The sequence below is a fragment of the Sphingobacterium multivorum genome (assembly GCF_039511225.1).
In the GTDB taxonomy this organism is placed as follows: Bacteria; Bacteroidota; Bacteroidia; order Sphingobacteriales; family Sphingobacteriaceae; genus Sphingobacterium.
In genome coordinates this window covers 5327295-5340932 of sequence record NZ_CP154261.1, presented here as the reverse complement: position 1 = coordinate 5340932, position 13638 = coordinate 5327295, and the positions used below count along the sequence as shown (strand labels likewise).

The 13638-nt window shown below is 38.2% G+C and carries 9 protein-coding genes; all 9 read left to right on the top strand.

Annotated features, from left to right (window positions below; all coding sequences use genetic code 11):
• The first annotated feature begins 8 nt into the window (after window positions 1-8).
• The 9 genes from AAH582_RS22365 to AAH582_RS22325 all read left to right on the top strand — a co-directional run bounded on the left by AAH582_RS22365 (window position 9) and on the right by AAH582_RS22325 (window position 13578).
• Complete coding sequence (locus tag AAH582_RS22365; RefSeq protein WP_046672022.1) at window positions 9-1625, top strand: RagB/SusD family nutrient uptake outer membrane protein; 1617 nt, start codon at window positions 9-11, stop codon at window positions 1623-1625.
• A gap of 1 nt (window position 1626) precedes the next feature.
• Window positions 1627-2532 carry a zinc-binding metallopeptidase gene (locus AAH582_RS22360; RefSeq protein WP_053003499.1) on the top strand — a complete coding sequence of 302 codons (906 nt, stop codon included), beginning with the start codon at window positions 1627-1629 and terminating at the stop codon, window positions 2530-2532.
• A gap of 10 nt (window positions 2533-2542) precedes the next feature.
• Window positions 2543-3388 carry a DUF4302 domain-containing protein gene (locus tag AAH582_RS22355; protein WP_046672021.1) on the top strand — a complete coding sequence of 282 codons (846 nt, stop codon included), beginning with the start codon at window positions 2543-2545 and terminating at the stop codon, window positions 3386-3388.
• Between the two features lie 414 nt (window positions 3389-3802).
• On the top strand, window positions 3803-4330 hold the full coding sequence (locus tag AAH582_RS22350) for an RNA polymerase sigma factor (protein ID WP_046672051.1): 528 nt from the start codon (window positions 3803-3805) through the stop codon (window positions 4328-4330).
• A gap of 46 nt (window positions 4331-4376) precedes the next feature.
• On the top strand, window positions 4377-5531 hold the full coding sequence (locus AAH582_RS22345; protein WP_046672020.1) for a FecR family protein: 1155 nt from the start codon (window positions 4377-4379) through the stop codon (window positions 5529-5531).
• Between the two features lie 250 nt (window positions 5532-5781).
• Window positions 5782-9402, top strand: coding sequence for a SusC/RagA family TonB-linked outer membrane protein (locus AAH582_RS22340; RefSeq protein ID WP_046672019.1), 3621 nt, complete (start codon window positions 5782-5784; stop codon window positions 9400-9402).
• Window positions 9403-9414: 12 nt separating this feature from the next.
• On the top strand, window positions 9415-10872 hold the full coding sequence (locus AAH582_RS22335) for a RagB/SusD family nutrient uptake outer membrane protein (protein ID WP_343320667.1): 1458 nt from the start codon (window positions 9415-9417) through the stop codon (window positions 10870-10872).
• Window positions 10873-10879: 7 nt separating this feature from the next.
• Entirely contained in the window at window positions 10880-12232 is a 1353-nt protein-coding gene (locus AAH582_RS22330; protein WP_343320666.1) for a substrate import-associated zinc metallohydrolase lipoprotein, read from the top strand.
• Window positions 12232-13578 carry a DUF4302 domain-containing protein gene (locus AAH582_RS22325; protein ID WP_343320665.1) on the top strand — a complete coding sequence of 449 codons (1347 nt, stop codon included), beginning with the start codon at window positions 12232-12234 and terminating at the stop codon, window positions 13576-13578. The genes AAH582_RS22330 and AAH582_RS22325 overlap by 1 nt, the downstream gene beginning before the upstream one ends.
• Window positions 13579-13638: the final 60 nt, after the last annotated feature.

Sequence of the window (13638 nt, the reverse complement as noted above, 5' to 3'; positions counted from 1 at the left end):
TTTTTGAAATGAAAACTAAATTCTTAAATATATTAATACTCTCGGGATGTTTCATTGGCTTTACTTCATGTAATAAATATTTGGATGAATTGCCGGATAACCGTGCAGAATTAAACAATGCAGATAAGATCGGAAAAATCTTGACTTCTGCTTATCCTACAAGCTCTTATGTAATGACAGCTGAGATGTCTTCGGATAATGTCGATGATTATGGGGCGACAAATCCAAATTCAACCAGATTATCGGGGCAGATGTATAGTTGGTCTGAAATTACTGAAAAGGATGTAGATGATATCAGTGAATTTTGGATGGCTTCATACAAAGCGATATCCAGTACCAATGCGGCTTTAGAAGCGATAGCAGAAGCTGGAGACCCTGAGAACCTTCAGCCTCAAAAAGGGGAGGCATTGGTTGCGCGGGCATATAATCATTTTATGTTGGTTAATCTATTTGGCAAACATTACAACCGCAGTACATCAAAATCTGATCTGGGCGTTACCTATATGACGAAACCCGAAACGACCCTTTCGCCCAAATACCAACGGAATACTGTGGCAGAAGTTTATGATTTTGTGGTTAAAGACCTGGAAGAGGGAATTCCTTTGATCGACGATGCGGCCTATTCGAATAGTGCTACAGCAAAATACCATTTCAATAAAACTGCTGCTTATGCCTTTGCTGCGCGTGTATATTTGTTTATGGGCGAATGGCAGAAAGCTGCCGACTATGCTTCTAAAGCTCTTGGAGATCCTGCAGAGTCTTTGCGTAACTATGCGCAAGTTGCTGCTTTTGCGGCCGATCAAGGCAATGCGTCGCGAGAGTATAATAGCAGTACATTGAAGGCTAATTATCTTATTTTTTCACCGTATTCCGGCTTAGGACTTACTTTTGGAGCATATTATGTAGGATCGCGCTATAACCATAATGCCGTTATTGCAAAAAAGGAAACTCTTTTTGCGATAGCCCCCTACTTGGCTTCTGCCAATTGGCCTGCTATTGAATCTGGAGCTATTCAAATAGGTTCTACAAATTATCGAATTAGGGCCTATGTGTATGGTGGTACCAATATTGATAAGGCTTTACTCCCTCGCTTTCCATATCTGTTTGAATTTACAGATCCCGTATCACAAACAGGTTTTTGGCGTACTACGATGACAGAACTGACCTCGGAAGAAGCTTTGCTTACACGGGCCGAGGCTAACATCCACCTCAAGAAGTATGATGCTGCTATACAGGATATGCAGCTTTGGGCTGGTAATACAGTAACATTTGCTTCGAAAATGACGGTGGAAGGAATAAACAACTGGGGTAACCATTTCGCCTATTACACGCCAAAAGTTCCAACTCCGAAAAAGAAATTGAACAATCCAGAATATGCCATTGAGTCGGGGACCCAAGAAAATATGATTCATGCGGTACTTTTTATGCGTAGAATTCAGACGCTTCATACGGGGCTTCGCTGGTTCGATATTAAACGATATGGCATCGAAGTTTACAGAAGAACATTGTCGGGGGGGACAGTAGGATCAGTCTCTTCAGATGTATTGACAACAAATGATAACAGAAGAGCAATACAATTGCCACAAGATGTTATTAATGCAGGTTTAACTCCAAATCCAAGATAAGATGAACATTTTTAAAAATCTATTATATGCAGGGGTACTGCTTTCTTTACTTGCTTCATGTAGAAAGGAAGATAAGCTGGATCCAAACAGTGTTTTCATCGATTCGAAGTTATCACAGAATGACTTAGATAAATATATCTATGAAAATATTACGAAACCTTACAACATAGATGTGTTATATAAATACGTGGACAAGGAATCGGATATGAATTATAATCTGGTACCAGCTACCTATGATGCATCGATTCGAATGACTCGGTTAATCCAATATTTAGGGTTGGAACCCTATGACGATTTAACAGGGAGCAAACAATTCATTCGAAGTTATTTCCCGAAGTTACTGAATTATATAGGATCTGTTTCTGTTATGAACAACGGTACAGTTGTATTAGGTACTGCTGAAAATGGTACAAAGATGTCTTTATATAATTTGTTAAATCTGGACGAAGAAAGCGGAAGCGACATAGATTATTTAAATTATTATTATTTCAAAACAATACATCACGAATTTCAACATATTTTGAATCAGACAAAGCCATTTCCTTCTGATTTTAATAGTATAACTGGAACTTCCTATGTTGGGGATGATTGGAGTCAGACGTATTCGGAATCGAGGATAGGTTTGGCTGTGGCTGATGGTTTTATTTCGCCATACGCGTCAAAAGAAGCCGTGGAAGATTATGCCGAACTTTATTCTTATTACGTGACCCGGAGTCAGGATGAATTAAACGCGATATTGACAGCACCAGGATCGACGGCTGCAGGCAGGGCACTGGTGCAGAAAAAACTCAATATCGTAAAAACTTATATGAAGGATAAATGGGGAATTGATATGGATTTACTTCGGAAAAACATCCTCAATAGGACAGCGAAATTAGGTGATTTTGATCAAACGAAAATCAAATAAATAAAAGACTATGAAATTTCATTCAATTTATATAGCCATGTTTGTATCGCTTTTGTTGGGAACAAGTTGCGACAAAAAGCGCGATCGATTCTTTGAAGATAACCCAACAGAACGGTTGAATGCAAGCGTAGATAATGCGTACAATATTTTAAAATCGAATCCGAACGGTTGGATTATGCAATACTATCCGAGTAGAGATTTGGAATTTGGGGGGTATAACCTTTTTACAAAGTTTACCTCCGATGATCGTGTTGAGTTTCAAGCGGACTACGTGCATAAAAATATACATACCGATTACACAACACAGGTAAGCTCCTATAAGGTGTATCCTGGAGCAGGACCTATTTTAACTTTTGACACGTTCAACGAGATTATTCATTTTTTTGCACTTCCAGGAGGATATACAGAAGAGGGAGCCGTGGATTCGGGGACAAAGGGAGATTTTGAGTTCTTAGTACTGAAAGCAACTGCCGATTCTGTGGTTCTCCAAGGACGGAAGACTTATAACCGTGTTGTGATGCTTCCGATAAAATCGGATCCGACAGCATTGATAAAAAAACTGCAGAAAACAGCTCAACTATTTGATTCTTTCTTTGAATATGCTGTAGAAGTCGGGGGAAAGAGTTATGAGGCTTATATTTACAGTGATATGAATCGAGCTTTTGTGTTTGATGATGCAACTGACGAGAATATCTATTCTTACGTGTATACAGAGACAGGATTAGAATTCTATAAGGAGTTTAGTATAAAAGGCGTAAAGGTCAAAAAGATGACTTATGTGAGTCCGACCTCCGCTTATCCGTATGGTTATTTTGAAAATCCGGAGAAAACTGTAAAGTATGTTCCGATAGGATAGAATTATAGTATGTTTATGTTGAATGGCTCTTCCAAGGATAATTTGGAGGGGCCATTGTTTTATAAAATTTTAGCGCATATTCTTGTCAATTCTGAAAATGCTGTTAATTGTTGTTACTTTCTTTTAAGGTTAAGCGAAAGATTCTTTTTTTTGTCAATCTTTTGTCGCTATCTTAATATATTTCGTTTTAATCGTTCTAGTGCAACTTTCGTTTGTTGCATATTTTAAAAAAAATGATCATTATAGGAGTAAAAAATAGAACCTAGGATTCTATTTTTTATTTTTTTTGCAAATAATAAAAAATATTAGCCATTTTTATAGCACAATTATTAAACATCTCAACGCAGGAGATGTGCTTATATGTCCTAAATATCCACCTATAGAATACAATAAGTGGCAATGAGAGAGCTAACGATGCAGAAAGAAGAAGTATTATTCAAAACACACTATAATGGATTATGTCATTTTGCATGGAAGATATTGGGTGATCTTACTATAGCTGAAGATCTTGTACAGGATTCTTTTATTGCTTATTTCAAAAATACTGATCAAGTCAGTGATAATGAGATTGCAATAAAAAATTACTTATATAGCTCTGTAAGATTTGCCTGTTATAACCACATTCGCCATGAAAAAGTTCGTCAAAAATACTGGAATGTAGTAGGTTTTACAGAGGAAGACAATACGGCTCTTGAATTAAATATGATCCATAGTGAGGTTATTCAGGAGATCTATAGAATCATTGAAGAGATGCCTTTTGCCTGTCAGCAAGTTTTTCGATTAGGCTATCTGGAAGGGTTGTCTAATTTGGAGATTACCAAAGAACTACAAATTAGTATCAATACCGTGAAAACACAAAAGCAGCGTGGTATGAAAATGCTGTTAAAACGATTAAATCCTGAATTTATCCCTCTTGTTATATTTTTATTAAAAAATATTTAAATTCTTGTCACCCCTTTTTTTGTCCGGCGTTTCTTTAGTGTAATATATGAAAGAAAACACAGGGCATATTTCAAAAATTATCCAAAAGTTCTTGAGCGGTCAGCTTACGGAAGAAGAACAAAGTCAACTGGATAAATGGTTGAACTCCAGTCTCCAAAATAGACGATTTTTGGAATCATTTCGTCAAGCAGAAAATATTGAAGAAGATTTATCCATTGTTAGGCAACTGAATGCAAATCAAGCATGGGATAAGTTGAATAATAAAAAACGAAATGGACGAGCTTTTGGCAAATGGTCATTGGGCATTGCAGCATCTATTGTATTTTTGTTTGGAGGTTTTCTATTATGGCAAGGTGATTTTGATTCATTCCTTTCGGGGGATAAGCGTGTAATAGTTTCAAAAAAACAAGATATAGCACCTGCTACAAGCGGTGCAGTATTAGTTCTCGCCGACGGTACAAAGGTTTCTTTAAACGGTGATTCCACTAAAACCTTGACAGAAAATAACAATTTAATCGGTAACAGCAATGAATTGGTCGTTAAGCAAACCGATCAACCAATTCCATTGCAGTATAACTCTTTGATTGTTCCCAAAGCAAGTTTTTATAAAATGACCTTAGCAGATGGAACCAAGGTATGGGTCAATGCATTATCTCAATTGAAATTTCCGGCCCAGTTTTCCACAAAAGAACGTCGGGTTTTTTTGGCTGGCGAAGCCTATTTTGAAGTTACACCTAATGCAGAGCAGCCGTTTATAGTTGAGTCAAGAGGAAACGAAATTAAGGTGTTGGGTACACATTTTAATATTAATTCCTATTCAGATCTGGTTCGTACGACCTTGGCCGAGGGTAGAGTTGAGGTATGGCAAAACAATCAACATGTCGAGTTATTCCCCGGTGAATATGCATCTTCTTTTAAGGACAATTTAGTCAAAGGGAAGGCCGATTTAGCCCATGATCTTGCATGGCACAACAATGAGTTTTATTTTAAAAAGGAAACGATAACGAATATCGCGCATCAGTTATCGCGCTGGTATGATCTTGATGTTACATTCCGAGGAGATGTACAGCTCGACAAGGAATATACGGGAAGTATCGAACGTGACGTAAAATTGTCTCAGGTATTGGAGATGCTATCTTATGTCAGCAATCTTAAATTTGAGCTAGAAGGGAATAAACTCATTATCGCGACAAGAACCTAATCAGTCCAATTGAAAAAAAACGATATGCCTATGATAAAATAATACAAAAACTACATTGGCCAAAAAAATAGAACAGGAATGTTGGCGCATCCCTGTTCAGAAAAAGATGTGATCATCAGGCCCTAAATCTAAAGATTGAACAATTAAACCCCAATTAACCACAAAGTGTAAATGTATGAATAACTTACCACTTAGCAAAAGGTGGTCCTTGATCCCTCAAGACCCACGATTTTGCAAACCATTACGTATTATGAAAATTAGTACATGTCTTCTATTCGCATTTGTAACTGGCGTACATGCAAAGAGCACGGCGCAAAAAGTTACGCTAAATATGCGCAATGCCCGCATTGAAGAAGCACTCTCTGCCATCTCCAAGCAGTCCCATTTACGTGTGCTGTATAGTGAAAATCTAAATTCTAAAGCACGAATTTCTGTTAATGTTAAAAATGCATCAGTCGAAGAAGCTCTGAATGCCGTTTTGAAGGCTAATAATATTGAATACAAAATTATTGCCAATACCATTTCAGTCAATAGTAATTTAAAGAACTTTAGTCTAACTGTTCCTGTAGAAGTGCAGCAGCAGTCTATTTCTGGAACGGTAAAAGATAAAGACGGGAAAGAATTGAGTGGTGCTACAATTACTGTTAAAGGAACTTCAGTTTCTACGCAGACGGATGAGCAGGGACGTTTTAAAATCAATGCCCCTCTAAATTCGACGTTAGTTGTTCGGTATATTGGGTATGCAGGTGCTGAAATCTCTGTTGGCGGTCGTACGACTGTTCCCATTATTTTGAAATCGCTCGATAATCAATTAGATGTGGTCGATGTTGTTGCGACTGGTTATCAAAATATTGACAGAAAATTTTTTACAGGATCTGCGACCAGAGTAGATGCCAAAGATGCTGAGCGCGCTGGGGTGCCTGATGTTTCTAGAATGCTCGAAGGACAAGTTGCGGGTGTTTCCCTTCAAAATGTTTCGGGAACCTTTGGGGCGGCACCGAAGATTCGTGTACGTGGAGCAACTTCATTATCAGGGGATAATAAGCCGCTTTGGGTGATCGACGGTATTATTTTAGAAGATGTGGTTAATATCTCCAATGAGCAGTTATCAACCGGAGATATGAATACCCTGTTAGGGTCCTCTGTTGCAGGGCTCAACCCTGACGATATCGAAAGTTTCAATATTTTAAAGGATGCTGCAGCAACGGCGATGTATGGTGCGCGGGCAATGAATGGAGTAATCGTTGTAACCACCAAAAAAGGAAAGGTTTCTGAAGGCAAACCGCATGTAAGCTACACGGGTAATTTTACATCCTATATTAAACCGAGTTATAATAATTTTGATGTAATGACTTCATATGACCAAATGGCGGTCATGATAGAGTTGAAGAATAAGGGATATTACCAAATTCCAAGTGCTTCAAGAGGGGCTAATGGTGGAGTCTTTTATAAAATGTACAATAAGCTGTATGAATATGACGAGACAACGAAAACATACGGACTTAGAAATGACGCTCCGAGTCAGGTTGATTTCTTGACACGTTACGCAAATGCAAATACCGATTGGTTTGATCTGTTGTTCAAAAATTCATTTGTTCAGGAACATTCCTTAAGCGTTTCTTCCGGTACTGAGAAGACTCAAAATTATTCATCTGTTTCTTATTTGAAAGACCCCGGGATGACGATTGGTAATAACGTCCAAAGATTTACGGGTAATTTTAGGTCTAACTATAAATTCAATGACAAATTCAGCGCCGAAGTATTAGGAAATGGATCTATTCGACAACAAAAGACACCTGGTACTGTAAACCAACAATCAGATCCTGTATATGGGTCTTATTATCGCGGTTATGATATCAATCCATATAATTACGCTCTTGGTACGAGCCGTTTGATTACACCTTATGACGAGAATGGTGATCTTGAATATTTTACACGTGACTATGCACCATTTAACATCCTAAATGAGGTGAACAACAATTATATGGAACTTGGTATGATCGATTTCAAAGTGCAGGGTGCTCTGAAATATAAGATTATTCCTAGCCTTTCATACGCTGTTACGGGAGCATATCGTTTCTCAAAAAGTGAAAATCAAACCTTTTTAAAAGAGAACTCAAACTATGTACAGTCCTTTAGAGCAATGTCGGATGCAACCATAGTAGGCTCAAATGATAAGTTATATAACAACCCCGCCTTTCCAAACGATTTACCTATCAGTGTTTTACCAGAGGGTGGATTTTATAAAATTAATAACGACAATTTAAAATATTATTATTTCCGCCAGGATTTAGAATTCAATAAAGAATTTAATGGAGGACATAATGTCAATGTTTTCGCTAATATGGAAATGATCACAACGGACCGTCAAGCTGAATTTTTTGATGGCGTTGGATACTCCTATGAGAACGGAGGATTGGCGGTTCCAGCATATGAATATTTTAAAGAAGCAAGAGAAGAGGGCAAACCTTATTATGGCATGGGATACAACTTTACCCGGTTTAATGGATATAGTTTGCGAGCGGCCTATGCATATAAACAAAAATATTCCGTCAATGGAACTGTCCGTTACGATGGTTCTAATAAAATGGGTAAATCGCGCACAGCACGTTGGTTGCCTACCTGGAACGTTTCGGGAAAATGGAATGTTGATGAAGAAAAGTTCTGGCCGAAAGATTTATTCTTAAGCAATCTATCTGTCCGTGCGACTTATGGTATGGTCGCCAATATGGGTAATGCAACAAATTCTTCTGCGGTGTTCTATAATCAAATAGCGAGACGTCGCGAGATTGTGGATCAAGAAACGCTAACTTATATATCCAATATTGCCAATAAAGAATTGACTTGGGAAAAAATGAACGAGTTCAATTTAGGCTTTGATATGGGCTTGTTCGAAAGCAAGGTCGGGTTAACAGTCGATTTATATAAGAGAAAGAGTTATGACCTTTTAGGTTCAATTCAAACCTCAGGTATTGACGGAGAGTATACAAAGACAGCCAATTATGCCGATATGGATGCAAAGGGTATTGAAGTCGCTATAACAGGTACTCCTGTCAAGTCCAAAGATTTTAGGTGGAAGACCAACTTTAACTTTGCTTTTAATAAGAATAAAATCACGCGTTTGGATATTAATCCCAATATCTGGCGGGCAGTTTCAAATACAGGTGGAGCTGTGCAGGGCTATTCACAACGTAGCTTATTTTCTCTTCAATTTGATGGTTTAAATCCAGAATATGGATATCCAACTTTCATTGGAACGGATGGTATCAAGACGACGAATGTATACCTACAGAGTCAAATCCTAGATTATTTAAAGTATGAAGGACCCGTTGAGCCAACATTTACGGGAGGTTTCTTCAACGCATTTTCTTATAAAAGTTTTACACTTTCCGGTCTATTGACCTTTTCTGCGGGAAACAAATTACGTCTAAAACCCTCGATCAGATCGTCATATGATGACATGTCTGTTATGACAAAAGACATGTTAAACCGTTGGATCATGCCGGGAGATGAGCTGAAAACAACGATACCGGCCCTATTGGATCCAATTTCGGCAACCAATGTGGTTAGTGCATCTGGTACACAAGTAAGTGCTGCATATCCTTACAATGCATACAATTATTCAACTGAACGAGTCGTAGATGGCGATTATATTAAGTTGAAAAATATATCGTTGGGGTATGCGCTGCCAAAGGAATTTATTTCGCGGATGAGTATTACCAATGCAAGTATTAACGTCGTTGCAAATAACATTTGGACAATTATGGCGGATAAGAGATTGCACGGACAGGACCCTGAGTTTTTTGCCACAGGAGGTGTTGCTTTACCGGTTCCAAAACAGGTTACAATCTCATTAAAAGTAGGATTTTAAGATAAGTAAAAAATGAAAAATTTTAATAGAATTCACATTGGAGTTATCGGAGCCCTAGTTTTATTGGCTTCTTGTAATAAATATTTAGATAAAGAACCGGATAACCGAACCGAGATAAATACGGTACAAAAAGTTGCCCAATTGGTTGGGACTGCATATCCTTCAGCTGATTATCTTTCTTTTGCAGAATCCGCATCGGACAATGCTGTTGATAAAGGACCTGGAGTAGGAAACTCTGTCGATACACGTGATAGGCCGTATGCCTGGGAAGATATTATTGGTGCAGGAACCAATACGTCCAGTAATTATTGGAACGGCTGTTATGAAGCAATTTCTGCGGCTAACCAAGCATTAGAATCCATTGAAACATACAAATTGGGCGCTGCAGCCAATCCATATAAAGGAGAGGCTTTAGTTGCGCGCGCTTACGCTCATCATATGTTGGCCATTTTCTTTGCAAAAAACTATGAGATCGGTGGAGCAAACGATTCCCCTGGTATTCCCTATGTAACAAAACCAGGTGAAAAGGTGTTGCAGCAATATGAGCGTGGAACAGTGAAGTCAACCTATGAGAATATTGTAAAGGACTTGGAAGAAGGACTGCCTTTATTGTCGTCAACAGCTTATAAGGTACCAAAATATCATTTCACGGCTGAAGCTGCTCATGCTTTTGCTTCTCGTTTGTATTTGTTCTTGGGAGAGTGGCAAAAAGCGGTTGACCATGCGACCTTAGCTTCGGGCGGAGATTTTTTAACGAAATTGAGACCTATAAATACAACAATGCAAAATCAGGAAAGTGCTGTATTTAGAGAAGGATTTACAAAATCAGATGTGAAATCTACCTTGTTGTTGGCAAACTGTTATTCAACCTGGACTTATAATGAAAGCCCTCGTTACGGATATGGCCCAGCATTAACAGCAATGTTTAATACACCTAATGTAACTGGGGGAACATTGGCGAACAAAGTATTGTCATACAGCACCGCAAATTATACAACGTATAAATGGTTATATTACTTCTTCTATACTGGACCTGGTATCGGATTCCCTTATATCATGCAACCGCTGCTGACATTGGACGAAACAATATTAAATAGAGCAGAAGCGTATGCTGAGCTAGGAAATTATCAGGCATCATTAGACGACCTGAATACATTTTATAGCACAAAAATCAGAAATTATGTACCCAGTACGCATCAGGTAACTCTTCCTAAGATCATGGCATTTTTTAGTGAGGCAGATCCGAAAAAGGGATTAGTACAAACCGTACTGACAGCAAAAAAAGCTGAATTTTTACAGGAAGGTCTACGTTGGATTGATATCGCTCGAAGAAATCTGACCGTAGTACATAATGTCATTGACGCGAAGGGAATAGAAACAACTATTGAACTGAAACCCGGCGATCCAAGACGAATTTTCCAACTTCCGGAAGAAGTTAAATTAGCCGGAGTAGAATTAAACCCTAGATAACTAGATTATGAAAATATTAAGTAAAATATTGATTTTGTTTTTGGCTATCTTCCTTTATAGTTCTTGTCAGAAGGAGGTAGTTAAAAAGGTAGACTTTTCAAACTATAATGACGACGATCCTCAAACCAATACGGAATTGGATGCGTGGTTGAAAACTACTTTTCTTGATGAGTATAATATTGATGTTGTGTACCGTTACAACAGATATTATCACGATGCAGAACGGAATGTGACGCCAATTTATGTGGATAAGGTAAAACCAGCTATGACTGCGGTACTGGAAAGCTATATCTTACCTTACCGTAAAGTTGCAGGCGAAACCTTTATAAAACGCTATGTACCGAAAGAATGGGTGTTGTTTGGATCGCCTTCATTGGCTACAGATGGAACAGGTGTTGCGGGAACAGCAGCAGCCGGCAGGCGGGTTACACTATATTCTTTAAATACACAGTCCCCTAATTTTGGGGTTTTGGTAATTCATCATGAGTTTACCCATATTTTGAACCAATTGGTTGCTATTCCTACAGATTTCGAGTCGATTTCCAAAGCCGATTACAATGCTGATTGGGCTAAGATACCTGCAGATACAGCGAAGAAGTATGGTTTTGTAACATCTTATGCGATGGGTAAATATACGGAAGACTATGCCGAGGTTGCTGCCCATCTATTGGTTAAAGGACAGGCATGGTACGATAATTATGCAAGTGGTTCTTCTACATTAGGAAAAACCAAGCTGAAGCAGAAAGAAGCGAATGTTGTCAATTACTTCACCACAGGACTGAAAGTGGATTTCAGAGCATTACAGAAGGAAGTTCAAGAGTATATGAAAAGAACAGCTCCAACGGATAATTCATTAAGTATCCGCCCATATGTATCAAGCTTATACAAAACGGTGACGATGAATCTCTCCAATGCCTATTATACGAAATATGGTACTTCGAGTGCTTTTTCGAGTGCTTATAGTGCTTTGAGAACGGGCTTAGCTGCATCGAACAGAACGCTGAATAGTATATCTGTTCGCTTTGATTCATCTACTCAGGCAACTATCCGTGTCAACTACACGTCTGCGTCCGGTACCTTTGATGCCGATTTTACATTTTCCTACACTTATGATAAATCTACAGGTGATTTAAAACTAACAAAAGCTGATCAAGCCGGAACCACAGGAAATTATCAAAATGCAAATAATATTGCGGGAGCTTTTAATTCGAGTTTATTGTCATATTTTTCGAATAAAGTGTTTACTGCAAGCTGGTTAAATGCAAATGTAGATCCAGTTGATTATAATAACCTGGGCGCCTTTTATGAGAAAGACAACGCAACGAACTATTGGTATGGTACTTTAGGACAGACATTATAATGAAGTTAAATAAACTCTTATATCCGCTACTATTGCTAGTTGCTATGGTAGCTTGTAAAAATGAAAATGACGATCTGACTTTCGGCGAACGTCCTGAAATTAGAATGAAAGAAAAGATTGATTCGATCTCCTTTGTTTTACAGACTGCCACAAACGGTTGGAAAGCAGTTTTAGGAACAGGTCTAGGTGGAGGATATTCATTTTACCTTAATTTTAATGGCCAACAAGAGGTCAATATGATGGCTGATTTGACAGCTGCAAGTGCAACGACGGCTGCCAAATCGAATTATCGTATAAAACAAGATAATGGAGCAACACTGATATTCGATACGTTTAATTATATCTCGTTATTGAATGATCCAAGTTCGTCAACATTTAATGGTGTAACACGTGACGGTTACAAAAGTGATCTCGAGTTTGCTTTTGCCTATTCAAAAGGAGATACGCTAGGTTTCATTGGAAAAAGATTTAGACAATCCTTTGTATTGATAAAAGCAACAGCAGCCGAAAAATCTGCTTATGAAGCTGGTAACCTCAAGAAATCCCTGGATAATACCGTGGATTATTTTAAAACCAATGCTAATCCATATATCGATGTTGCTGATGGAAACAGTACATACAAAATGGCTGTCACTGTAAATACATTGAGCAATAATACCAATGGAAAACGTATCGAGTTTGCATCATTATTGGCTGATGGTACTACATCTGCAGTGAAAGGTAAGTATGCATTTGCATTAGATGGCGTTACGATTATAGATGGGGGACTGACCTATAGAGGGGTTACTTATGTTTCCATATTGGCAGAGAATGGGAAGATGTATCTGGTTGATAGTAAAGGTGCTAAATATGAGATTAAGAATTCAGTTCAGCCAATATTACCATTATTTAAGTTGATGGGCAGTAAATATGTTGGCATGAGAAGTCCTTATAAAACATATTATCCAGGAACATCAGTCAGTGGTCTTACCATTTTGCAGCGTTTCCACAATGGATTGGCTTCTGGTACGGGCTACGTGTTCAATTCAGGATATATGGAATTAGGTTGGGATGTTGCCAATTCAAGAATAGAACTTAGAGGTTTCTCAAGCCAGAATGGCGGAAGTTCGGGTTGGTTGACAACAATAGTGTATAACTATACGTTGGATGAAGCTACAGGTACCTATAAATGCACGTTGAAAACTGCGGCTTCGGGAGGCTATACTTCAGCGATTTTGGATCAAATGCACTCGTTCTTATTGAAGAATAGTTTTAAACTAGACTATTATCTAGACGGTGGAATATTGTACGGAAGCGTTGCTTCAGTCGAGAATCCCGATATTGTAATGACATTTCAGTTGAGATAATGATATTGAGCAGTCAGTGATTTAGCCTTGCTGGCTGCTCAATTTTTGTGTAATTTCTAG